This window comes from Bradyrhizobium sp. (assembly GCF_030697065.1).
Taxonomy (GTDB): Bacteria; Pseudomonadota; Alphaproteobacteria; order Rhizobiales; family Xanthobacteraceae; genus Bradyrhizobium.
This window is the reverse complement of the sequence record NZ_JAUYQU010000111.1, coordinates 1-22,500: the sequence shown is the minus strand read 5'-3', so window position 1 is coordinate 22,500 and position 22,500 is coordinate 1. Positions and strand designations below refer to the sequence as shown.

General features: G+C 64.6%; 22 protein-coding genes and 1 tRNA gene (1 of these 23 only partly in view). 7 read left to right on the top strand and 16 right to left on the bottom strand.

The window, feature by feature from the left end; translation table 11 throughout:
* A protein-coding gene (locus Q8R73_RS08960; RefSeq protein ID WP_305719190.1) for a TRAP transporter substrate-binding protein crosses the window boundary here: on the bottom strand, nucleotides 1–1,043 show its 5' portion. 49 nt of this gene lie to the left of the window's left edge; the window shows 1,043 of its 1,092 coding nt (coding positions 1–1,043); its start codon is at nucleotides 1,041–1,043; its stop codon lies off the left edge, out of view.
* Between the two features lie 365 nt (nucleotides 1,044–1,408).
* On the opposite strand from Q8R73_RS08960, the gene Q8R73_RS08955 reads away from it, so the two are divergent.
* Nucleotides 1,409–2,494, top strand: coding sequence for an NAD-dependent epimerase/dehydratase family protein (locus tag Q8R73_RS08955; protein WP_305719189.1), 1,086 nt, complete (start codon nucleotides 1,409–1,411; stop codon nucleotides 2,492–2,494).
* Here Q8R73_RS08955 and Q8R73_RS08950 read toward each other — a convergent pair.
* The 6 genes from Q8R73_RS08950 to Q8R73_RS08925 all read right to left on the bottom strand — a co-directional run bounded on the left by Q8R73_RS08950 (nucleotide 2,491) and on the right by Q8R73_RS08925 (nucleotide 7,637).
* The gene (locus Q8R73_RS08950; protein ID WP_305719188.1) at nucleotides 2,491–3,804 is read right to left on the bottom strand and encodes an NAD(P)H-dependent oxidoreductase; all 1,314 of its coding nucleotides are present in this window, start codon (nucleotides 3,802–3,804) and stop codon (nucleotides 2,491–2,493) included. The genes Q8R73_RS08955 and Q8R73_RS08950 overlap by 4 nt on opposite strands.
* A gap of 136 nt (nucleotides 3,805–3,940) precedes the next feature.
* Entirely contained in the window at nucleotides 3,941–4,741 is an 801-nt protein-coding gene (locus tag Q8R73_RS08945) for a phytanoyl-CoA dioxygenase family protein (protein ID WP_305719187.1), read from the bottom strand.
* A 113-nt stretch (nucleotides 4,742–4,854) separates the two neighbouring features.
* A complete protein-coding gene (locus Q8R73_RS08940) occupies nucleotides 4,855–5,529 on the bottom strand; it encodes a GntR family transcriptional regulator (protein WP_305719186.1) in 675 nt (224 codons plus the stop codon).
* 81 nt (nucleotides 5,530–5,610) lie between these two features.
* Nucleotides 5,611–6,132 carry an N-acetyltransferase gene (locus tag Q8R73_RS08935; RefSeq protein WP_305719185.1) on the bottom strand — a complete coding sequence of 174 codons (522 nt, stop codon included), beginning with the start codon at nucleotides 6,130–6,132 and terminating at the stop codon, nucleotides 5,611–5,613.
* A gap of 59 nt (nucleotides 6,133–6,191) precedes the next feature.
* Nucleotides 6,192–6,764: an XRE family transcriptional regulator gene (locus Q8R73_RS08930; protein WP_305719184.1), complete on the bottom strand. Its 573-nt coding sequence runs from the start codon at nucleotides 6,762–6,764 to the stop codon at nucleotides 6,192–6,194.
* 60 nt (nucleotides 6,765–6,824) lie between these two features.
* Nucleotides 6,825–7,637 (bottom strand): alpha/beta hydrolase, encoded by an 813-nt coding sequence (locus tag Q8R73_RS08925; RefSeq protein WP_305719183.1) that lies wholly within the window; start codon nucleotides 7,635–7,637, stop codon nucleotides 6,825–6,827.
* A 243-nt stretch (nucleotides 7,638–7,880) separates the two neighbouring features.
* Between Q8R73_RS08925 and Q8R73_RS08920 the strand changes: the two genes are divergently transcribed.
* Nucleotides 7,881–8,423 carry a methylated-DNA--[protein]-cysteine S-methyltransferase gene (locus Q8R73_RS08920; RefSeq protein WP_305719182.1) on the top strand — a complete coding sequence of 181 codons (543 nt, stop codon included), beginning with the start codon at nucleotides 7,881–7,883 and terminating at the stop codon, nucleotides 8,421–8,423.
* Between the two features lie 92 nt (nucleotides 8,424–8,515).
* Here Q8R73_RS08920 and Q8R73_RS08915 read toward each other — a convergent pair whose 3' ends face one another.
* The 6 genes from Q8R73_RS08915 to Q8R73_RS08890 form a co-directional block, all read right to left on the bottom strand.
* Complete coding sequence (locus tag Q8R73_RS08915) at nucleotides 8,516–9,388, bottom strand: MBL fold metallo-hydrolase (RefSeq protein ID WP_305719181.1); 873 nt, start codon at nucleotides 9,386–9,388, stop codon at nucleotides 8,516–8,518.
* 15 nt (nucleotides 9,389–9,403) lie between these two features.
* Nucleotides 9,404–10,021, bottom strand: coding sequence for a glutathione S-transferase family protein (locus Q8R73_RS08910; protein ID WP_305719180.1), 618 nt, complete (start codon nucleotides 10,019–10,021; stop codon nucleotides 9,404–9,406).
* Between the two features lie 148 nt (nucleotides 10,022–10,169).
* The gene (locus tag Q8R73_RS08905; RefSeq protein ID WP_305719179.1) at nucleotides 10,170–11,012 is read right to left on the bottom strand and encodes a fumarylacetoacetate hydrolase family protein; all 843 of its coding nucleotides are present in this window, start codon (nucleotides 11,010–11,012) and stop codon (nucleotides 10,170–10,172) included.
* Between the two features lie 115 nt (nucleotides 11,013–11,127).
* Complete coding sequence (locus Q8R73_RS08900; RefSeq protein WP_305719178.1) at nucleotides 11,128–11,976, bottom strand: MBL fold metallo-hydrolase; 849 nt, start codon at nucleotides 11,974–11,976, stop codon at nucleotides 11,128–11,130.
* A 29-nt stretch (nucleotides 11,977–12,005) separates the two neighbouring features.
* Complete coding sequence (locus Q8R73_RS08895) at nucleotides 12,006–12,995, bottom strand: NADPH:quinone reductase (protein WP_305719177.1); 990 nt, start codon at nucleotides 12,993–12,995, stop codon at nucleotides 12,006–12,008.
* Nucleotides 12,996–13,781 (bottom strand): SDR family oxidoreductase, encoded by a 786-nt coding sequence (locus tag Q8R73_RS08890; RefSeq protein WP_305719176.1) that lies wholly within the window; start codon nucleotides 13,779–13,781, stop codon nucleotides 12,996–12,998.
* 235 nt (nucleotides 13,782–14,016) lie between these two features.
* Here Q8R73_RS08890 and Q8R73_RS08885 point away from each other — a divergent pair, with 235 nt between their 5' ends.
* From Q8R73_RS08885 to Q8R73_RS08875, 3 genes are read left to right on the top strand one after another with little or no spacing between them, the layout of a single operon-like run.
* Nucleotides 14,017–15,126, top strand: coding sequence for a C4-dicarboxylate TRAP transporter substrate-binding protein (locus Q8R73_RS08885; RefSeq protein ID WP_305719175.1), 1,110 nt, complete (start codon nucleotides 14,017–14,019; stop codon nucleotides 15,124–15,126).
* Nucleotides 15,123–15,710 carry a TRAP transporter small permease gene (locus Q8R73_RS08880; RefSeq protein ID WP_305719174.1) on the top strand — a complete coding sequence of 196 codons (588 nt, stop codon included), beginning with the start codon at nucleotides 15,123–15,125 and terminating at the stop codon, nucleotides 15,708–15,710. The genes Q8R73_RS08885 and Q8R73_RS08880 overlap by 4 nt, the downstream gene beginning before the upstream one ends.
* Nucleotides 15,711–15,722: 12 nt before the next feature.
* Nucleotides 15,723–17,030 (top strand): TRAP transporter large permease, encoded by a 1,308-nt coding sequence (locus Q8R73_RS08875; RefSeq protein ID WP_305719173.1) that lies wholly within the window; start codon nucleotides 15,723–15,725, stop codon nucleotides 17,028–17,030.
* Between the two features lie 68 nt (nucleotides 17,031–17,098).
* On the opposite strand, the gene Q8R73_RS08870 is transcribed toward Q8R73_RS08875, so the two are convergent.
* Entirely contained in the window at nucleotides 17,099–17,614 is a 516-nt protein-coding gene (locus tag Q8R73_RS08870; protein ID WP_305719172.1) for a CvpA family protein, read from the bottom strand.
* Nucleotides 17,615–17,759: 145 nt separating this feature from the next.
* Here Q8R73_RS08870 and Q8R73_RS08865 point away from each other — a divergent pair, with 145 nt between their 5' ends.
* Nucleotides 17,760–18,521: an SDR family oxidoreductase gene (locus Q8R73_RS08865; RefSeq protein ID WP_305719171.1), complete on the top strand. Its 762-nt coding sequence runs from the start codon at nucleotides 17,760–17,762 to the stop codon at nucleotides 18,519–18,521.
* 120 nt (nucleotides 18,522–18,641) lie between these two features.
* Here the strand turns inward: Q8R73_RS08865 and Q8R73_RS08860 are convergent, their stop codons facing one another.
* Both Q8R73_RS08860 and Q8R73_RS08855 read right to left on the bottom strand, forming a co-directional pair.
* The gene (locus Q8R73_RS08860; RefSeq protein WP_305719170.1) at nucleotides 18,642–20,243 is read right to left on the bottom strand and encodes a GMC family oxidoreductase; all 1,602 of its coding nucleotides are present in this window, start codon (nucleotides 20,241–20,243) and stop codon (nucleotides 18,642–18,644) included.
* A gap of 128 nt (nucleotides 20,244–20,371) precedes the next feature.
* Entirely contained in the window at nucleotides 20,372–21,805 is a 1,434-nt protein-coding gene (locus Q8R73_RS08855; RefSeq protein ID WP_305719169.1) for a coniferyl aldehyde dehydrogenase, read from the bottom strand.
* Between the two features lie 298 nt (nucleotides 21,806–22,103).
* Here Q8R73_RS08855 and Q8R73_RS08850 point away from each other — a divergent pair.
* Nucleotides 22,104–22,180: transfer RNA gene (locus Q8R73_RS08850), tRNA-Met, on the top strand.
* Nucleotides 22,181–22,500 lie beyond the last annotated feature (320 nt).

Sequence of the window (22,500 nt, the reverse complement as noted above, 5' to 3'; positions counted from 1 at the left end):
GCCACCTGCATCCAGGCCAGCGAATCGCTGCGGTAGGCAGCCAGGCTGGAGTGCATCTTGCCGAAATGCGGGTTGCTCTTCGACAGGTCCGCATAGATTTCGTTGGCGGCCTTGTAGCAGGTTTCCAGCACTTCCTGCGGGAACGGCTTCAGAATCGCGCCGGATGCGAGCAAGCGCTTCAATGCCGGCGGGTTGACGAAGTCGTACTTGCCCGTGACCCAGGTGAAGGTGTCACGAGAGGCGCTTTCGATCACCGCCTGATAGTGCTTCGGCAGTGCGTTCCACTTTTCCAGGTTCATGATGTTGTGGCCCTGGCCGGTACCTTCCCACCAACCCGGATAGTAGTAGTACTTCGCCACCTTCACGAAGCCGAGCTTCTCGTCGTCATAGGGACCGACCCATTCGGCCGCGTCGATCGTGCCCTTTTCGAGCGCCGGATAGATGTCGCCCGCCGCGATCTGCTGCGGCACGCCACCGACCTTCGCAATGATGGTGCCGGCAAATCCGCCGACGCGGAATTTCAGTCCCTTGAGGTCTTCGGTCGACTTGATTTCCTTGCGGAACCAGCCGCCCATCTGCGCGCCGGTGCTGCCGGTCGGAACGCCGAAGCAATTGTATTCCTTCAAGAGGTCGTTGAGCATGTTCATGCCGCCGTCGAACAACATCCACGACATATGCTGCCGCGTGTTGAGCCCGAACGGCAGCGAGGTGCCGAAGGTAAACGCCGGATTCTTGCCCCAGTAATAATAGAGTGCCGTGTTGCCCATCTCGACCGTGCCGTTCTGCACGGCGTCGAGCACCTGCAATCCACCCACGATTTCGCCGGCGGCGAAAGGCTGAATCTGGAATTTGTTGTCGGTCATGTCCGCGACGCGCTTGGTAAAGAACTCGACGCCGCCATAAAGCGTATCGAGCGACTTCGGCCAGCTGGCCGCCAGCCGCCACTTCACTTCGGGCATCGATTGCGCGATTGCGGGCGCGGCGACAGCCGCGCTGGCAGCAAGACCGATACCGCCTGCCTTTAGAAATTCACGACGCTTCATGTGCTTCCTCCTCTATGTTTTTATGTCGCGTTATCGACGAGGGGCAACGATCTTGGTTGTCGCTTTTTTAAATCGCCGACGGTCGACTGAGACTGGTACCTTGAATCCGGATACCGAAAACAAACCCATGATATTGGGCATGATCGAAACCCGGACATCCCGAACCGGGCACAGGATGACCAATCGGTTCCAAGGAATCAAGGGTGTCGCAAGGCGCTCCCGCACAATGCATCTGGGAATAAGTCCCGCATGGCTGCATCTTTCGGCAAAGTGCACGTTTGGCGGGCAGCTGGTCGTACCCGACAGCTGACGCCACCGGTCCCGATCTGCTAGGCAAGGGGCGGGGACCACCGGAGGACACGTCAATGGCGGGCAAGAAGGTCGTCGTCGCGGGCGCCACGGGCCTGGTGGGAAGCGCCGCCTTGCGGCACTTCGGCGCCGCCGGCGGATCAGAGGTGGTCGCGCTGTCGCGGCGGCAGCCGCGCCGGCTCTACGGCGCCCGTCATGTCGCGGTCGACCTGACCGATACCGCCCAGTGTCAGCACGCCGCCGCAGAACTGCGCGGCGCGACCCACCTCGTCTACGCCGCACTGTACGAGGCGCCAAACCTGGTGGATGGCTGGCGCGATCCCGGCCAGATCCGCACCAACGACGCGATGCTGCGCAACCTAATGGCTGTTCTCGAGCCGGCCGCGCCGAAGCTGCGGCATGTGGCACTGCTGCAGGGGACCAAGGCCTATGGCGTTCATGTTCGTCCGCTTAAGGTGCCGGCGCGGGAAGGCCGCTCGGAAATGTACGAGCAGCCGAATTTCTACTGGGCGCAGGAGACCTTTCTGCGCGACCTGCAACCGGGCAAGGCCTGGTGCTGGAGCATTCTGCGGCCAGTCCTGATCGTGGGCGAGGCGATGGGCGGCGCCATGGACCTGATCCCGCCGCTCGGCGTCTATGCCGCCATGCTGCGCGAGCAGGGCCGGGCGCTGGATTACCCGGCGGGAGCTGCACGGGTGTCTCAGGCCGTCGACGTCGACCTGCTGGCGCGCGCCATCGCCTGGGCCGGCGAGGCGGAAGCGGCGCGCAACGAAGCCTTCAACGTCACCAATGGCGACGTCTTCACCTGGGAGAATGTCTGGCCGGCGATTTCGGAGGCGCTCGACATGACGCCCGGTGCCGCGGTGCCGCTGTCGCTGGCGCAGACCTGGCCGCAATGGGTCGAACCATGGGAGGCGTTGCGGCGTAAACATGGCCTGCTGTCGCCCGGCCTCGAAGCCTTCGTCGGCCTGTCGTTCCAGTACGCCGACTACACCATGCGCTACGGCCAGACCGAGCCGGGGCCCCCCGCGCTCGTCTCGACGGTCAAGATCAATCAGGCCGGTTTCACGGAGATGATGGACACCGAGGTCATGTTCCGCAAATGGTTCAGACAGGCGCGGGAGAGCCGGTTGTTGCCCTAGACCCTGGACGCGAACACTGCTTCCATCGCCTTGCGCGTCTTGATGGTGTCGTTGTTGACGTCGGCCTCGACATCGCTCCAGCGCACCACGTCGCCATGGGCGACGTCGTTCTTCAGTTTGACGCGATGCGCGAGCCCGATCGGCAGCGCGCCTGCGGCAAGGCTTGCCGCCGCCGGCATCAGCTTGCCCCACACCGTGTAGCCGCCTTCACCGTCGAGCATTTCGCCGGCGCGCAGATTGCGTTTGGCGACCGAGGCGACGTCGCCTCGGAAGCCATGCGGCTGCCCGGTCGGCTCGCCGCGCAGCGCCGCTGACAGGATCGAGATGTTCAGCTCCAGCCCGATCAGATGATACGGCTTGTACATCGCCGCATAGCGCCCCGAAGCATCGGTCTTGAGGCCGTATTGCCGAAAACAGTCCGCGGCATAATCGTTCGGTGCTTCCAGCACCACATAGACGCCCCAGCGCAGGTCGCGGACCACCGGGCGGCCGTCGCGCTCCAGCGACGACACCACTTCCACGACGCCGGATTTCTCCAGCACGCCGCCGGCCTCGCGCGGCCGCATCACATGCGGCAGGTCGTCGACGCCGCAGGGCGGGAACAGCAGGCCCCCGGTGGGAACGTCCAGCCCGGTGGCGTTGGCGATCGCCGCCATCTCGATGGCGGACTTGGTGCCGTCCAGAAACGAATTGAACATCTGCGGGTTCATGCCGGCCGACTGCGCCTCGCCTGCCGTCAGCCCGTAATGCCCCCAGACACCTTCCGGCGTCACGTCGTGATAGGCGGGCAGATACTTGGTGCCTTTTCCGGCAGCGACGACGCGAAAGCCGGTCGCGCGCGCCCAGTCCACCATTTCCGCGGTCAGCGCCGGCTGGTCGCCATAGGCCAGCGAATAGACCACGCCGGCCTTGCTCGCTTCGTCGGCGAGCAGCGGTCCCGCCAGCACGTCGGCCTCTACATTGACCATGACGATATGCTTGCCGGCCGCGATCGCGGCGCGGGCATGCCGGATGCCGACGGCGGGATTGCCGGTCGCTTCCACGATGACGTCCATGGCGCCGCCCGCGATGGCGCGTGCGCCGTCATCGGTGAACGTGGTGGCTGCGATCCGCGCCTCGTCCCAGCCGACCGTGCGGCAGGCCTCCCGGGCGCGGTCGCGGTCGATGTCGATGATCAGCGGCACTTCCAGTCCTGGCGTATGCGGCACTTGCGCCAGAAACATCGAGCCGAACTTGCCGGCGCCGATCAGCGCGACGCGGACCGGTTTGCCGGCGGCAGCGCGGACTTGGAGGAGGTGATGCAGGTTCATGGATGGGAATCCGGTGCGAGTAAACGGCCGCCATTCCGGGACACGCGTATCCGCGTTGGACCCGGAATCCAGAGATTATAGCGCGAGATTCCGGGTTCGCTCGCTGACGCGAGCGCCCCGGAATGACAGCGCTGCTCTACTCCGCCGCCTGCCGATGGGCCCGTGCCAGGCGCAGCAGCGCATCATCGTCGACGGTCTGGATCGGGGTAAAATCCCGATGCGCGATGTATTCCGGCCGCGTGGGGGTACGGATGTAGTTGGAAACCGCGTTCAGCGTCAGATAGACGATCTTGCGCGGATAGGGCGTGATGTTGCCGGCCGAGCCGTGCACCAGATTGCCGTGGAACATCAGCATGCCGCCGGCCTTGCCGGTGGGGGCGACGATGCCGCCATCCTTGACCAGCCGGGTCACGGTGTCCTCGTCCAGCGTCCACAGCGGATAGGAGGTGGTCTCGAGGTCATGCGAGGCCTTGAGGTCGCCGGCGGTCTGGCTTTTCGGCACCAGCATCAGGGGGCCGTTGATCGGCATCACCTCGTCGAGGAAGATCGCGATGTTCATCGCCCGCGGCTGCGGCATGCCGTCGTCGCGCTTCCAGGTGCCGTAGTCCTGGTGCCACTGCCAGACGTCACCGGTGAAGGCCGATTTGGCGTTGATCTTGTACTGGTGCATGTAAACCTTCTCGCCGAAGATCTGCTCCACCGGATCGATCATGCGCGGATGGGCGCCGAGCAGCCCGAATGCCTCGTTGTAGAGATGGGCGGCGAAGGCGGTGCGCGGCGCGCCGCTCTTCTCGCGCCACACCTCGGGGCGCTTGGTGTTATAGATGCCCTCCGCCTCGCGGGCCAGCAGCGCGACCTCTTCGGGACTGAACAATTCGGGCAGGAACAGCCAGCCCTCGCGGTTGAAATCGTCGATCTGTTGCTGGGTCAGTTTCATTGCGTTTCTCCCTTGGTTTTTGTTTGTCATTCCGGGGCGAGGCGATAGCCTTGCACCTGGAATCTCGAGCTTCCGGGTTCTCGCTTCGCGAGCCCCGGAATGACGGCGCTTTGCTACGCCGCCTTCTCCGTCGCGTTCAGTCTCTCTTCGGTCATCCGTCCGGCGCCGATCGCATGCGCCAGCGCGGCGCCTTCCGCGGCCTTCGCATTGCCGGACAGAATATGTGCGGCGATGGTTTCATGTTCGCTCCAGGCGCTCTGGCGATAATCCAGTTCGGCCAGCACCGTCGCCATCGAGCGGCGCATATGCGGCCATTGCGGCCCGATCATTTCCTCGATCGCGGGATTGCCGGAAAGCCGGTAGATGGCGCGGTGAAAGTCGACGTCGAGCGCGATCAGCCGCGCCAGCGGCGTCTTGCCGTCGACCCCGCGCCCGGCGCGCAGCGCGGTCTCCAGATCCGCGCGTGCCGCCGTGTCGGTCCTGGCGCGCCCGGCGGCGAGCCTTGCCGCCAGCGCATCGATGGCGCCGCGCACCTCGTAGAGCTGGCGAATCCGCACCGGATCGAGCTGGGTGACTTCAAAGCCCTTGCGGCCGCTCTCTGCCACCAGCCCTTGCCGGTGCAGCAGATGCAGCGCGTGGCTGACCGGCTGGCGCGAGACGCCGAGCTGCTCGGCGAGCTCGTTCTGCCGGATGCGGTGCCCCGGCGGCAGCGTGCGATCGACAATGCCGTCGAGAATACGCGCATAGACCTGGTCGATCAGATTCGGAGTCGGGTCGAGCGGGATCATTGGGTCGGGTCCGATATGGAATACGGAATTCCGTATTCGGAAATTTAGCGGGTGACCCCGACTCCGTCAAGGCAGGGTTGCTCAGCCCCCGATCCGTTTCCAGAACAACAGCGTCCCGCTCAAGCCGCCATGCGGCTTGAAGGCGTAGTCGGGAATTTCTCCGGCCAGGGTAAAGCCCAATTTCTCGTACAGCGTCGCCGCGCCGCCGTCGGTCGCGGTGTCCAGCACCAGCAGCGTCCGTTTTCGCTGCGCGGCCAGTTGTTCGGCCGTCCGCATCAAGGCCGTGGCTATGCCGCGGCCGCGATGACTGAGGCGGGTCATCATCTTGGCGATTTCGGCGCGGTGCGGCTGGTTGGGGGGACAATCCAGCAACAGGGTGACGGTGCCGGCGAGCACATCGCCGTCCCAGGCGCCGAGAATGATCCGCTCGTCGCGGCCGGCCGCCGCCAGCGCGTCGTCCCAGAAGGCATCGGCCGCTTCCGGCTGCAGCGGATGCATGAAACTGACCGATCCGCCGTGCGCGACCGTCTCGATCAGGATATCGCTCAGCATTCTCGCAATATCAGACGATGCATTCAGAGCGCTGATCTTGATCGCGGACATGATCTGACCCCTAAAAAGGCTTGGGCTTCGGCGGTTTGAGTTTGATTCGCACCATCGCGTCAGCTCCGTGCGAGCGCGACGAGATAAATGCACGAGGCCCCGGTTTCGTTGGCGAAGGTCGTCTCCGCGGGCGGGCCGAAACCGAGGCAGTCGCCGGCGGCCAGCACGCTGCGTTCGCCATTCTCGATGATGACGAGTTCGCCCGATTGCACCCAGACAGCCTGGCGGATCCGCGCGTAGGAGGAGGCCGGCAGCACGACGCTTTTGCCTGAGGGCATTTCGACCTGGATGATTTCGACGGGATGGTCGGGCCGGCCGAACACCTGCTTGCGCGAATAGCCCGTGGCGGGATCGCGCCACACCGGCTGGTTCGCGGCACGCGACAGCAGTGGCTGCGCACCCTCGCCCTCGGCGCGCACCAGCAGGCCCGCCAGCGTCAGGTCGAAGGCGCCGGCCAGCCGCACCAGGATCACCGCGGTGGGGCTCAATTCCTCACGTTCGATCTTGCTGATGGTGGCCTTGGAGACGCCGGATCGTTTGGCCAGTTCGGCCTGCGACCAGCCCCGGGCGTCCCGCTCCAGCCGCAGCCGGCGCGCGATCCTTGCTCCGGTATCGTCTCCTATAATAGACATTCGTCTCTTATAATTGATTAGCCTGAGCCCGGCAAGGTTTCGGGGCAGGTCGGGGTGCGATCAGTTCGCCGCCAGAAATTCCAACACGATCTCGCAATATTTCTGTGGCGCCTGCTCGAACATCGGATGCGTGGTGCCCGGAATCATCTCCGTCGTTGAGCCCGCCACATGCGCCGCCAGCGCACGCAGCACCAGCGGCAACGTCCCCCTGGTATTGCCGCCGCCGATAAACAAGGTCGGCGTCCTGATCGCCTCGGCATCGGCTTTGGAGAACGGCGGGCGGTTGTCGCGGACCTGGCCGATCAGCGTCATCGCGTTGTCGCGCAACAGCTGTTTCGGCGACGCCGGCAACCGGTTCCAGGCGCCGGGGCCTTCCAGCGAGTCAAGGAAATACGCCAGTCCGCCGTCGATATCGCCGCCCGCGATCTTTTCGGCCGATGCCGCGAACCGGGCCGCCAGCGGCGAGGGCCCGCCCTTGAAGGCGGGATCGAGCGTGGCGTCGAGTTCGCCGCCGGGTTCGGCGAGGATCAGCTTGCGCAACAAATCAGGCCGCCGCTGCGCGACCCGAAACGAAATGTGCCCGCCGCGGGAATGCCCCATCAGGTTGACCGGTTGGCTGTCGAGTTGCTCGATGAAGCCGATGACGTCGTCGACATGCTGCGCGATCGAATAGGTCTCGCCAACGCCGTCCCAATGCTCGGGAAAGAAGTGCCGCAGCGACACCGCGATCACGCGATGCCTCGTCGTCAGCGGGCCCAGCACCGCCGACCAGATCCGGAAATCGCACAGCGAGCCGTGCACGCAGACCAGCGGCGGTCCCCGGCCGACCTCGAGATAGGCCATGTCGTATCCGTTGACGCGAAGGGTCTGCATGGGGGACTCGCTATAGGCAGGGTTCAGACGTCATACGCGGGCTTGACCCGCGTATCCATCCAACTTCAGCAAAACGCATCTTTCAAAGAACATGGATCACCGGGTCAAGCCCGGTGATAACAAGCTTTTCTGTTGGACAGCGCTCGGTTCCCCCCGGAATCCGGGTGGATCGCAACAATCTCCAAGCCTATCTTCCGGGCCAGCCCCAAGCTCAGCCATGGAGCCACAGGATTGGAGCCAGCGATGACCGACCACTCTTTCGCACTATTCGATACATCGATCGGCCGTTGCGGCATCGTGTGGGGCGCGCGGGGGATCAACGGCGTGCAACTGCCGATGGGCAGCGAGGACAAGACCCGCACCCGGATTCGCCAGAGCCACGGCGATCTCGCCGAGGCGCCGCCGCCGGCCGGGGTGCAGCGCGCGATCGACGGCATCGTCGAACTGCTTGCGGGCAAGCCGAACGATCTCGCCGACGTCGTGCTCGATCTCGATGGCATTCCGGAGTTCAACCGCGGCGTCTACGACATCGCCCGCCGCATTCCGCCGGGCAAGACGCTGACCTATGGCGATATCGCCAGGAAACTCGGCGGCGTCGAACTGTCACGCGACGTCGGCCAGGCGCTCGGGCGCAACCCCTGTCCGATCGTGGTGCCCTGCCACCGCGTGCTCGCCGCCGGCGGCAAGCCCGGCGGATTTTCGGCCAATGGCGGCGTGGTAACGAAATTGAAAATGCTGGCGATCGAAGGCGCGGTCGTCAATCACACGCCGAGCCTGTTCGATTAGGGTTCGAAGGCCGAACAAGCTCGATACCACACCTCTCCCATCGGGAGAGGAGGCACCGAGCCTGCGGCGTGCCCAAATCCAAACTCGAAAATCTAGCCCACCGCCTCGCACGTAAATCCATTGCCCAGCCGGCGGATTTTCCCGGTTGAGGGCGATGGGAAATGCGCGGTACAGCACAGCGTGTCGGTGTCGCAATAACGCTCCAGGAAACCGCGCCGCGTCGCGGCCGCGACGGCCTGATCGACGTCGAACTTCGCCGACAGTTCCGGATAGCGCGTCTGCAGCGGCGAGTGCATCAGATCGCCGGAGAATACCGCGTCGTCCCTGCCGCGGCCGAAGGTGAACGCGACATGTCCCGGGGTGTGGCCCGGCGTCGGCAGGATCCGCGTGTGATCGCCGATCGCGTAATCGTCGCGCACGATCTCGGCCATTCCGGCTTCGACCACCGGCAACACGCTGTCGCCGAACGGGGGCACCGGCGTCTTTCCGTTCTGCTCGGTCCAGTATTCGAACTCGCTCTTGCCGAACACGTAGCGCGCGTTCGGAAAGGTCGGCACCCAGCGGCCGTTTTCCAGCCGCGTGTTCCAGCCGACGTGGTCGACATGCAGATGGGTGCACATCACGAAGTCGATGTCGCCGACGGCAAAACCGGCCGCCCCCAGCGCGCGCAGATAGGTGTCGTCGGTCTTCATGTTCCATTTCGGACGCAGCGGCCGCGGCTTGTCGTTGCCGATGCAGCTGTCGATCAGGATGGTGTGATGCGGCGTCTCCACAATGTAGGATTGGAAACACAGGATCAGCACGTCGCCGGCGTCGAGCGCGCCGGCCTGCTGCATCCAGGCCCGGTTTTCCGCCAGCCCCTCCGGCGTCAGCCCGGGCAGCATCTCCAGCGCCGGCAGGAAAGTGGTTTCCTGCTCGATCAGCCGGTGGATGGTGAGATCGCCGACGGTGAATTTGAGGGTCATGACGATTCCTGCCCGTTACGCCGGCGGCGGCACCGAGATCTTGACCGACTGCCGTTCCAGCATTCTCTCGTGGAAGGCGTCGAGCCTGGGATAGGTCTTGCGCCAGCCGCAATCGGCAAAGCGGAAGTCGGCATAGCCCAGCACGCAGACCAGCGCGATCTGCGCGATATCGAGCTGCGGCCGCGCCAGCATTTCGTCCTGCTGCTCGAACCGTGCCATGCCGTTCCAGGCGCGGGCCCAGTGATCGTCGGCCCATGCCTGCCAGCGTTGCGGCTCGGGCCGCACCATTTTCTCGTAGCGGCACAGCAGCATCGAATCGAGCATGCCCTGCAGCATGGAATGATCGCTCTTGACCTTCCATCGGATGTCGCCCGATGCCGGAACCAGCTTTCCGCCGCCGGCCAGTTCGTCGAGATACTCGACGATGACGTAGGAATCCAGAATGACGTCGCCATTGTCCAGGATCAGCACCGGCAGCTTCTTCAGCGGCGTGATGCGCGAATACTCGTCATTGGGCTGGCCCGGCACCACGGTGGCCGAGATGAATTCTATTCTATCGATCAGGCCGAGTTCGATCGCGGCAATCCGCACCTTGCGGGCAAAGGGCGAGGCCGGGGAGAAGGAGAGTTTCATTCTTTTGTTTCCTTGCGATGTTAAATTCTCCGTCATGGCCGGGCGTTTCCCGGCCGTCCACGTCTTGCTTGCGGCTCGTCTGTCAAAACGTGGATGCCCGGGTCAGGTCAAGTCCGGGCATGACGGGTTATCAGCCGGGCGGCCCACCTCACGCCGCAACGATTTCCTGGCGCTGCTCGCCCAATCCCTCGATGCCGAGCGTGACCACGTCGCCGACATTGAGGAATTTCGGCGGCTTCATGCCGGATCCAACGCCGGGCGGCGTGCCCGTGGTGATGATGTCGCCGGGCATCAGCGTCATGAATTCCGAGACGTAGGACACGATCTTGGCGACGCCGAAAACCATGGTCGCGGTCGAGCCGGTCTGGCAGCGCTTGCCGTTGACGTCGAGCCACATCGACAGCTTCTGCACGTCCGCGATCTCGTCCCTGGTAGCGACCCAGGGGCCGAGCGGGCCGAAGGTGTCGTGCGACTTGCCCTTGGTCCACTGGCCTAGGCGCTCGATCTGGAAATTGCGCTCGGAGACGTCGTTGCAGACGCAATAGCCGGCGACGTGGTTGAGCGCGTCGGCCTCGGTGACGTATTTGGCGCGGGTGCCGATGATGATGGCGATCTCCACTTCCCAGTCGAGCTTGGTCGAGCCGCGCGGCTTCTCCACGTTATCGTTGGGGCCGCACAGGCTGTTGATGGCCTTCATGAAGATGATGGGTTCGGCCGGGATCGGCATGCCCACCTCGGCGGCGTGGTCGGAGTAATTGAGGCCGATGGCGATGAATTTGGGCACCCCGCCGACCGGCGCCCCGATCCTCGGCTTGCCGTCGACGGCAGGCAGTTTTGCAGCATCGAGGGCAGCCAGTCTGGCGAGCGACGCCGGCGTATAGGCTTCGCCGTCGAGGTCCTTCAGATGGGCGGAGAGGTCGCGCAGTTGACCCGATTTATCGATCAGGCCGGGCTTTTCCTGGCCCTTGGCCCCGTAACGAACAAGCTTCATGTCTCACTCCCCTGTTGAAGGTCTTAAGTGCCTCGATGTTTCATGGAACAGCGGGCGGGCAAATTCAATGGCTGACTGGGCGCCGGCTTGCAGTCCAGGCTGCGATACGCCGGCGTCACGCGAGCGCCACGAATTTGAAGGCGTCGCCGTCGCGCCTGATATGGCCGGCATTGAAATGCCCGCCGATCACCAGTGTCGGCGTATCGGCGAAACGCGCGAACAATTCCTGCCGCGTCGCCGCCGATTGGACGGGATCGGAATCGGCGGTCGAGGACCAGTCGAGATGCGCCATCTGGCAGGGATGATGGGCGACGTCGCCGGTCAGCAGGACCTGTTCGCCCTCCGACCGGATCAGGATGCTCATATGCCCCGGGCTGTGGCCGGGCGTCGGGATCAGGGTGATCTCGTCGCCGAGCCTGGCGTCGCTGGCGACCAGGTCGGCGCGGCCGGCATCCGCGATCGGCTTTACGGAATCGTTGAAAACCGCGGCCTTGTCGCTGTCGTCGCTGTGGTCACGCCAGTGCTCGTACTCGGTCCGGCCGAACAGATAGCGTGCATTGGCGAATGTCGGCACCCATTGACCGTCGATCAGCCGCGTGTTCCAGCCGACATGGTCGACATGCAGATGCGTGCACAGCACGGTGTCGATGCTGTCGGGCGCAAAGCCCGCCGCCGTCATGGTTTCGAGAAAGGGGTCTTGCCGGTTATTCCAGGTCGGCACCTTGCGGCCCTCCTTGTCGTTGCCGAGCCCGGTATCGACCACGATCCGCCGCGACGGCGTCTCCACCACGAGCGAATGGATCGACATCTTGAGGCGGCCTTCCTCGGTCGCGAAATGCGGAATCAGCCAGGGCAGTTTCTGGATTTCCTCGTTGGTGGCGAGCGGCAGGATGAATCTCGTGCTGCCGACGGTCTCCAGCTCGACGATCTTCGTGATCTTGACCTTGCCGATCTTCCAATGCATCCGGCGTTCCCCGTTTTTTGTTCAAGTCTCTAACTTGCGCAATCCACCACGACCGTCCCCAGCTTGTCGCCCTTCTCCACCGCGAGGTGGGCCTGCGCTGTTTCCGACAGCGGGAACTGCGCCGCGATGTTGTGAAGGCGCTTCCCCGCCGCGAGCCATTTCGAAATGTCGGCCTGCGCCGCCGCCAGCAGCGGTTGCGGCAGCGCGAACAGCACCAGCGCGCGCAGCGTGATGCATCGCTCCATCAGCTCGCGCATCGGCACCACGGGGCTGCGATTGCCGTTGGTGGCGTAGACCGCGATGGTTGAATTCATCGCCATCAGCTTCAGCGTGGTGGCGATGTTGCCGCCGAAATCGACGTCGACCACGCGATCGACGCCGCGCCCTTCCGTAAACGCCATCGCCCTGGCGACCACGTCCTCGGTCTTGTAGTCGATCACGAGATCGGCGCCGGCCAGCCGGGCCTGCTCCGCCTTGAAAGCCGAACTGACCGTGGCGATCACACGCGCGCCGCCCCATTTTGCCAGCTGCACCGCATAATGGCCGACCGCGCCGGCGCCGCCGGTGACCAGAATGGTCTGGCCGGCGATCGGCCCGTCGCCGTACAGGCCGCACCATGCGGTCATACCGGGAATGCCGAGGGTGGCGCCGGCCGCAAACGAAACGTCGGCGGGCAGCGGCGTCACCAGATGCTCCGCGATCGCAATGTATTCGGCCGCGGTGCCGAAGGCGCGGCCGTTGCGCTGGCCATTGAACAGCCAGACCCGCTGCCCGACGCCGAGCCGGCTGACGCCGTCGCCGATTTGGTCGACGATCCCGGCGCCGTCGCTGTTGGGGATCACGCGGGGATATTCCAGCGCGCGATAGCTGCCGGCGCGGCGGCCGACATCGGCCGGGTTCACGCCGGAGGCTTCCAGCCGTATCCGGACTTCGCCCGGACCGGCCATCGGCGTCGGCATGTCGCCGAAGCTCAGCACCTCAGGTGCTGCGCCCGTGCGCTCATACCAGACAGCCTTCATCTACAGCGTGCCCGGGAAGGCGCCGCCGTCGAGCAGGAGATTCTGTCCGGTGATGAAACCGGCCTTGGCGCCGCACAGAAACGCGCAGGCCTGCCCGAATTCCTCGGGATCGCCGAACCGTCCGGCGGGATTGAGCTTGGCCCGCTCCGCCAGCAACTGGTCGACCGTGATGCCGCGCTTGTCGGCGTCGAGCTTGGCCACCGGGCCGCGCAGCCGGTCGGTGTCGAACGGTCCCGGCAACAGGCCGTTGATGGTGACGTTGTTGATCACGGTCTTGCGGGCGATGCCGGCGCAAAAGCCGGTGAGGCCGGCGCGGGCGCCGTTCGACAGTCCCAGCACCTCGATCGGCGCCTTCACCGCGGCCGAGGTGATGTTGACGATGCGGCCGAATTTGCGGGCCATCATGCCGTCGACCGTCGCCTTGATCAGCTCGATCGGGGTCAACATGTTGGCGTCGATCGCCTTGATCCAGTCGTCGCGGGTCCAGTCGCGGAAATTGCCGGGCGGCGGGCCGCCGGCATTGTTGATCAGGATATCCGGATCCGGACAGGCCTTCAGCGCGGCCGCACGTCCCTCAGGCGTGGTGATGTCACCCACCACTTCGGTCACGGTGACGCCGGGGTTGGCCTTGCGGATTTCGTCGGCGGTCTTCTTCAGCGCCTCGGCGCCGCGCGCGGTCAGCGTCACATGCACGCCCTCGTTGGCGAGCGCGATGGCGCAGGCACGGCCGAGGCCCTTGCTCGATGCGCACACGATGGCGCGGCGGCCTTTGATTCCAAGATCCATTTACTTTCTCCCTGTGGACCGGGTTCGATCCCTGCTTGTCTTATTCTCTTGCGAAATCGTCATGCGGTTGTCCAGCCACGCGCGCCGCAAGCCATTTTCCGTGTCGCGCACAATATGAAACGGATCGCTGCACCGCAACCTGTATCGGGAAATCAGATTCGGGTTGACGCTCTCTTTTCGCGCGTCCACCATTCCCGTCAAGCAACAAGAACGACAGATACCATGGGGAGGGCGCATGCCGGGATTTCTTGCAAAGTATCTGCTGTGTGCCGGCTTTGCGCTGGCAGCCGGCAGCGCGTCGGCTCAAACCAAGCTGAGCTACGGCTCCTACCTGCCGCCGACCCATGTCAATAACACGGTCGGCATCGATCCGATGATCAAGCGATTTGAGACGGAAAGCGGCGGCAAGCTGACCGTCGAGACCTTTCCGGGCGGTTCGGTCGCCAAGGCGACCGCGGCGGTCGACTCGATCCGCGACGGCATCGTCACCGCCGGCATGGTCGTCGACACCTATGTTCCGAAGCAGCTGCCGCACAGCTTCCTGATCACCGAACTGGGGCTGCTGGGCCGCAACAGCGTGGTGATGTCCGGGGCCACCAACGAGTTCAATCTTGTCGCCTGCAAGGAGTGTCTCGCCGACCAGAAGAGGAGCGGCATCATCTCGATGGCGCACTATTCGACCGCGCCATACACGCTGATGTGCAAGGCCGATCTGCGGTCGATCGCGGATTTCCAAGGCAAGAAGATCCGTTCGGCCGGCGCATACTCGATCATGTTCAAGTCGTTCGGCATGGTGCCGGTGAACGTCACCAGCGACGAGACCTACGAGGCCATGCAGCGCGGTCAGGTCGACTGCACCATGGGCGCGGATTCCTGGCTGAAATCCTACACGCTGTGGGACGTCGCCAAGAACGTGCTCGCCACCACCATCGGCACCTATCACGGCGGCCTGCTGTGGGGCATGAATGCCGACGCCTGGGCCAAGCTGCCGGCCGATCAGAAGGCGATTCTCAAGCAGAACATGCCGATCCTCGCGGCCGATGTCACCTTCGGCTATCTGAAGGAGAGCCGCGACGTCCACGCGGCTGCCGGCGAGAAGGGCGTCAAGTTCAACCCGCCCGACGCGACCTGGACCAGTGCGTATGAAGAATATCTCAAGAACGAGATCGCGCGGGTCAAGGCAGAAGGCAAGAAGCGAGGCGTGCCGAACGCCGACGAACTGGTCGATCGATACCTCGGGCTGATGAAGAAGTGGGAAAAGATCGACGCCGAGGAGATCAAGGGCGACAAGCAGAAGTTCGTTGACGCCCTTAACCGCGAGGTATTCAGCAAGGTTTCGTGGTGACCGCAGCTCCGGGAGGCCCTGTCGGCCGCAACGAACCCGCGGTGTCGGTCGCGCGGGTGTTGTCGCTGCTGGCAGATGTCTTTCTCTGGGCCGGGGCCGTCTCCGTGCTGGCGATGATGCTGCACGTCACGGCCGACGTTCTCATGAAGGTGGCGCTGAATCAGCCGATCATGGGCACGCTGGAGATCGTTTCCTTCGTCTACATGGTCGGCTGCACCTTTCTTCCGCTGGCCCACGTTCAGCTGTCGCGCACGCTGATCATCGTCGAGGTCTTTACCCAGAACCTGGCGCCGGAAAAGAATCTCCGTTTCGACATCGGCGCCGCGGTATTGACCGTCGCCTACCTGGCGCTGCTGGCGGTCATGGGGGCGGTGGTCGCGGTGGCGAAAACCGGGATCGGCGAAGCCCAGGATGCGACCTATTTCGACCTGCCGGTGTGGCCGATGCGCTGGGTGTTCTGCATTTCCTGCGGGCTGGCAGCGCTGATCGCGCTCTATCAGCTGATCGACGACTTCCGGCTGGCCCGTTTCGGCCGGCGGTTCGACGGATCGACCAGCATCAAGCTTGGCGATCATCCGATCTGAGGAACGGCTTCCATGAGTTCGATTCAGCTCGCGTTCCTGTGCCTTTCCGGCATGATCGTCCTGATGGCCCTGCGGGTGCCGATCGCCGTGGCGCTCGGCGTCACCTCGTTCGTCGGCATCTGGGCGCTGCGCGGTCTCGATACCGCGCTGAAACTGTCGGGCTCGACGCCGTTCGAATTTGCCGCGAGCTGGAATCTTTCGGCGATACCGATGTTCCTTTTGATGGGTTCGATCGCCTATCGCTGCGGGCTGACGACCTCGCTGTTCGATGCGGCTCGCCTGTGGCTCTCGCGGTTGCCGGGCGGGCTTGCGGTCGCGGCGAATTTCGCCGCCGCGCTGTTTGCCGCGGCTTCGGGCTCATCGGTCGCTACCGCGGCCGCGATGGGCCGGCTCGCCATTCCGGAAATGCTGCGTTACCGCTACGATCCGGCGCTCGCGACCGCGACGGTGGCCGCGGCCGGAACGCTGGGATCGATGATACCGCCCAGCATCGGTTTCGTGATCTTCGGCTGGTACACCGAAACTCCGATCGGCAAGTTGCTGATGGCCGGCGTTTTTCCCGGCCTGCTCAATGCGGTCCTGTTCGCGGTGTTCATCATCGGCTGGTGCACGCTGAAACCCCAGGCCGCACCGCCGCCGGATTATCATCCAACCCTGAAGGAGAAGCTGGCGATCCTGCTCGAGGTCTGGCCGGTCCCGGCACTGATCGTTTGCGTGATGGGCGGCATCTACAGCGGTCTGACGACGGCGACGGAGGCCGCGGCCTTCGGGGCCTTCAGCGCACTGGTCATTGCGCTGCTGCGCGGCGGCGTCACATGGCCGACCTTCAGGGACAGCCTGGTCGACTCGCTTCAATCGGCGGCATCGATCTTTCTGATCGCGGTCAGCGCGGTGCTGCTGACCCGGTTTCTCGCCATCGCAGGGCTGCCGCAGTTCATGGGTGGCCTGGTGAAGACGATGGATCTTGGCCCCTATGGCGTGATCGCCTTCATGACGGTCATCTATCTCATTCTCGGCGCCTTCCTCGATCCGATCGGGATCATGCTGATCACGCTCCCGATCCTGCTGCCGATGTGGAAGGCGGTCGGGCTCGACCTGATCTGGATGGGCGTGCTGGTGGTGATGCTGCTGGAGATAGGGCTGCTGACACCGCCGGTCGGGCTCAACGCCTTTGTCATCAAGACCGTGGTCGGCGACCGCGTGTCGCTGACAACGATCTTCCGCGGCCTGATCGGCTTTATTGTCGTCGATCTGATCCTGGTGGTGTTGCTGGTCGCATTTCCGCAGATCAGCCTCTATCTGCCGAGCCTGCTGGAATAGCGCGGCCTCGAGCCTCCGGCCGCGGCAAACGTCGGGCGGGAGCTAACGGGCCGGCGATCCGCGCCATGCTATATCCGCCGGTCTTTCTTCAGCCGGTCGATATGGGCCGTCACATCCGGCGGCAGGGACTTGAAGCCCTTTTGCCCGGCGATCGACAACAGCGGCCGCAGATGCGAGCCGGTCAGGAACGCCGGTTGACGGCCGGGCGGCACCAGTTGATCGAAGACCAGCACCAGCGTGACGGCGACGAGGCCGACACGCACCGCTCCCAGCGCCGCACCGGCGAGCCGGTCGAAGATACCGGTTTCGGGGCCGATGGCATCGTCCAGCGCCATGCGCATCAGTTTTCCCAGCACCATGCCGGCGACCAGGAAGATCGCGAAGAACAGCAGCGAATTCTGCGTCCATGGCGAATCGAGCTTGCCTGCGACAGCGGGAGAAAGCATCGGCATCGCCCAGAGCGCGATTGGCATCGCGAACAGATAGGCCAGGATCGTCACCGCGCTGCGCAGCAGCCCGGCGTTGAAGCCGGTGACAACAGCGACCATCAATCCGACATAGACGACCGCATCGAAGCTGTTCATGGACGATGATTTCCAGCTGGTTCGAACGATCCGGCGTTCGCCGGGTTGGTCAACGAAACGGGTTTGCGATCGCTAAATTCGTCTGTATCAATGCGCGCGCACCTTCCCGGGGGACTTCGCCGAAGAACACGTCAAGGAACACGTCATGGCCGGTCTATTCGACGTCAGTAAAGAAATCATTCTGGTCACCGGCGCCAGCCAGGGGCTGGGCCGGCAGTTCGCCCGCGTGCTGTCGGCACATGGCGCCGCGGTGGTGCTGGCGGCGCGCCAGACCGCCAAGCTGAAGGGCCTGGAGGATGAGATCCGCGCCAAGGGCGGCCGCGCCGTCGCGGTGCAGATGGACGTCACCGATACCGCCTCGATCGCGGGCGCGATCGACAGCGCCGAAACCGCGCTCGGCCCGGTCAGCGTGCTCATCAACAATGCCGGCATCGCCATCGAGAAGCTCGCGGTCGACCAGACCGAGGCGGACTGGGACGCCGTCATCAATGCCAATCTGAAGGGCGCCTATTTCACGGCGACCGAACTGGCGCGGCGGATGATCGCGCGCCGGCAGGAGGGCAACATCGTCAACGTCGCCTCGGTGCTCGGCTTCGGCGTGATGAAGTTCCTGTCGCCCTATACCATCTCCAAGGCGGGGATCATCCAGGCCACCAGATCGATGGCGCTGGAACTGGCCGGCAACCGCATCCGCGTCAACGCGCTGGCGCCGGGCTATATCGACACCGAGATGAACCACGATTTCTGGTCGACACCATCAGGCGAGAAACTGGCAAAACGGATTCCGCAGCGCCGGATCGGCGCCGAATCCGATCTCGACGGCGCGATCATGCTGCTGGCGTCGAATGCCTCGCGCTACATGACCGGCAGCGTGGTGACGGTGGATGGCGGATTTCTGCTGACGTGACGACGAGTCCGTAGGGTGGGCAAAGGCGCGCTCTTGCGCCGTGCCCACCATCTTTGCCAACGTGAAATCAATTGGTGGGCACGGCGCAAGAGCGCCTTTGCCCACCCTACGAAATCGCGTTCACGCCCGCATCTCCGCCCTGATCATGTCGGCGGCCTTCTCGCCGATCATGATGGTCGGCGCGTTGGTGTTGCCGCCGATCAGGGTCGGCATCACGGAGGCGTCGACGACGCGCAGGCCTTGCATGCCGTGCACCTTCAATCTGGCATCGACCACGGCCATCGGATCGCTGCCCATCCTGGCGGTGCCGACCGGATGGTAGACGGTGTCGACGCGCTGCCGCAGCAGCCCGCGGATCTGGTCGTCGGTCTCGACGCCTTCGGTGAACATGTCCTTTTTCTGCAGGGCGCGCAGCGCCGGCGTCTCCAACAGCCGTCGCGTCACCTTGAAGCCCGCGACCATGGCTTCGAGGTCGGCGGCTTCGCCGAGAAAATTCGGATCGATCAGCGGCGGGGCCAGCGGGTCGGCACTGCCGAGCGCGACGCTGCCGCGGCTCTTCGGCCGCAGCAGGCAGACGTGCAGCGAAAAACCGGTGCCGTTGTGGCGCTTGCGGCCGTGGTCGTCGGCCATCGCCATGCCGAAATGCAGCTGGATGTCGGGCACGTCGAGGTCGGGGCTGGTTTTCAGGAAACCGCCGCATTCGGCGAAATTCGATGTCATCGGCCCGCGGCGCTCGCGGCGGTATTGACGGATCGCGCGCAGCAGCCGCGGCATGCCCTTGACCGAGATGCCGGCGAAGTTCGGGTTGTCCGACATGTAGCCGAACACGAAATCCGGATGGTCCTGCAGGTTCTGCCCGACGCCGGGCAGATGATGCACGCCGGCGATCCCATGCCTGCCGAGCGCCGCGCCGTCGCCGACGCCCGACAGCATCAGCAGTTGCGGGGTCTGGAACGCGCCGGCGGCGACGATCACCTCGCGCCGCGCGCGGATCTGCTTCAGTTGCTTGCCCTGGCGGTATTCGACGCCGACCGCGCGCTTGCCCTCGAACAGGATGCGGGTGGCGTGCGAGCGGATCTCGACGCGCAGATTGGCGCGGTTGCCCATATGCGGATGCAGGTAGGCCCGCGCCGCACTCCAGCGTTCACCGTTCTTCTGCGTCAGCTGGTAGACCCCGAGGCCTTCATGATCCTCGGCATTGAAGTCCTCGCGGATCCGGAACTGGCCTTCGCGCGCGCCCTGCAGGAAGATCTGCTGCACCGGGTTGTCGGTGCGCAATTTGTTGACCGCCAGGGGTCCGCCCTTGCCGTGATACTCGCCGTCGAAATCGGCATTGTCTTCCGAGCGCTTGAAATAGGGCAGCACGTCGTCGAACGACCAGCCGGGATTGCCGAGCGCGGCCCATCGGTCGTAGTCGCTGCGATGGCCGCGGATATAGACCATGGCATTGATCGCGGAGGAGCCGCCGAGCCCCTTGCCGCGCGGCTGATAGCCGATCCGGCCGTTGAGGCCCGCCTGCGGCACGGTGTTGAAGGCCCAGTTGTTGACCTTGCCGGCGACCATCAGCACCAGCGCGAACGGCGTGGTCACCACCCAATTGTCGTTCCTGCCGCCGGCGTCCAGCACCGCCACCGAGGTGCCCGGATCCTCGGAGAGCCTTCCTGCCACCGCGCAGCCGCCGGAGCCGCCGCCCACCACCACGAAATCGAATGTATCGGTCACGCGTATTCCCCCCGCAGTTTTGTGTTCTTTTGTTCGTCATTCCGGGATGGTCCGAAGGACCAGACCCGGAATCTCGAGATTCCGGGTTCGCTCGCTTTGCTCGCGCCCCGGAATGACGACGTCGAATATTACGACATGAATCGCAGCAGTTTTTCCAGCCGCGCGATTTTGCCGCCATAGGGCGGATAGAGATCGGCGAGGCGGTTGAACCGAGAGCGATAGAACACCGGCTTCAGCTTGCTCATGGTGTCGAAACCCCATGCGCCGTGATAGGCGCCGGTGCCGGACGCGCCGACGCCGCCCATCGGCTGGTACATCTGGGCAAAGTGAAACAGGCAGTCGTTGACGGTGACGCCGCCGGAGACGGTGCGCTCCAGCACCTCGTCGCGCGCCGCCTCGTCCTTGCCGAACCAGTACAGCGCCAGCGGCCGGTCGTGCCTGTTGATATAGGCCACCGGTTCGCCCGGCTCCCGGTAGCCCATGATCGGCAGCAGCGGCCCGAAAATTTCCTCCTGCATGATCGCCATCTCGGGCGTCGCGCCGACCACGATGGTCGGCGGAAACTTGCGCTTCGATTTCCAGGCGGGATCGTGCGGGCTTGTCGGTTGCATGATCGCCGCGCCCCGGGCGGCGGCGTCCGTCACCAGGCCTTCCAGCCGGGCGTAATGCCGGTCCGAGACGATCGAGGTGTAGTCCTCATTGGCGGGGTCGGTGCCGAACATCCGCTGCATGCTGGCCTGCACCTGGTCCGCGAATGCCTGCACGGAGGCTTCCGGCACCAGCGCATAGTCGGGCGCGATGCAGGTCTGGCCGGCGTTGAGCAATTTTCCGTAGGCGATGCGCTCGGCGGCCTCGGCGATATCGGCGGAGCGGTCGACGATGGCGGGCGATTTGCCGCCGAGCTCGAGCGTCACCGGCGTGAGGTTGCGCCCGGCGGCTTCCGCGACCAGGCGGCCGACGCGCGTGGAGCCGGTGAACACCAGATGGTCGAACGGCAGCGACGCGAACGCCTTCGATATCTCCTCCTCGATGCCGGTGACGAGCATTTCCCCGGCGTCGAATTTGGCGGATATCACTTCCTGCAGCAGCGCGGAGAACCGCGGCACCAGTTCGCTCGGCTTGATCATCACCCGGTTGCCGGCGGCCAGTGCCGCCACCGCCGGCGCCAGCGTCAGCTGCAGCGGATAATTCCACGGCGCGATGATGCCGACCACGCCGAGCGGCTGCGGCATCAGCCGGTTTTTCGCCGGAAAGAACTGCAGCGACGTCGCCACCCGCTTCGGCGCCATCCATTGCCCGAGGGATTTGCTGGCGTGCCTGATCTCGCCGAGCACCAGCATGGTCTCGGCGATCGTGGTCTCGACCGTGCTGCGATGGCCGAAATCCGCCGAGATCGCCTGCTCGAAGCGGGTCTCGTTGTCCGAGACCGCCGTGCGCAGCCGCGCCAGCCGGTCCAGCCGCTCGGCGAGAGTGGGCGGCGGCGTCGTCCGGGTCAGCTCGAACAGGCGGTGAAAGGCGTCCTCCAGGGCATGTTGCCCCGGGCTCTTGAGTGGCTGGTCCATGGGTTTATTCCCTCGGGTTCCCGGCCCGGAAGCTGGGCTTTTGCGCAGTTTCTGGCAAGTGCGCCGTCGGCGCGCTGATTTGGCGCAATAAACCGGCGTTTCGACCGTCATAAAAAGCTCAAAACATCGCCCACGGGCCTTTCCAAAGCCGGCGTGCGTTGGTACATACCGCACGCACCCGATGGCAACGCCTGCGGGCAGCCTTCTCAGGAAGCCTCCGGACCAGATCGATCGGCGCCCCCGGGCGTTGGCCAAATCCGTTCCGGTATGGTTTTTGGCAAGGCGTGCAACGGTTTATCGCGGGGTGGAGCAGCCCGGTAGCTCGTCAGGCTCATAACCTGAAGGTCATAGGTTCAAATCCTATCCCCGCAACCAAGATTTGATAGCAATATCAGTGAATTAGCCCGCCTCTGGCGGGCTTTTTCATGTGTGCGGTTGCTTCGCAGACCTGGCACTTTTCCTAGGTCGCGCTGGAGCCTCTCCTTCATGACAGGGTGAAGGCGGCCGGCCAAGGCGCTGTTCCTGGCAACGAGATCGGCTGCAAGGTCGGAAAGGCGCCGGCGACGCCTTCAGAACGCGATCCTGATGCCGCCCTTGCCGGTCAGCGTCCGGCTGGAATCGGTCATCGCGGTGTACTCCGCCGCGCCGAACAGCGAGACGCCGGAGGCGTGGCGCCAGTCGAAGCCGCCGCCGGC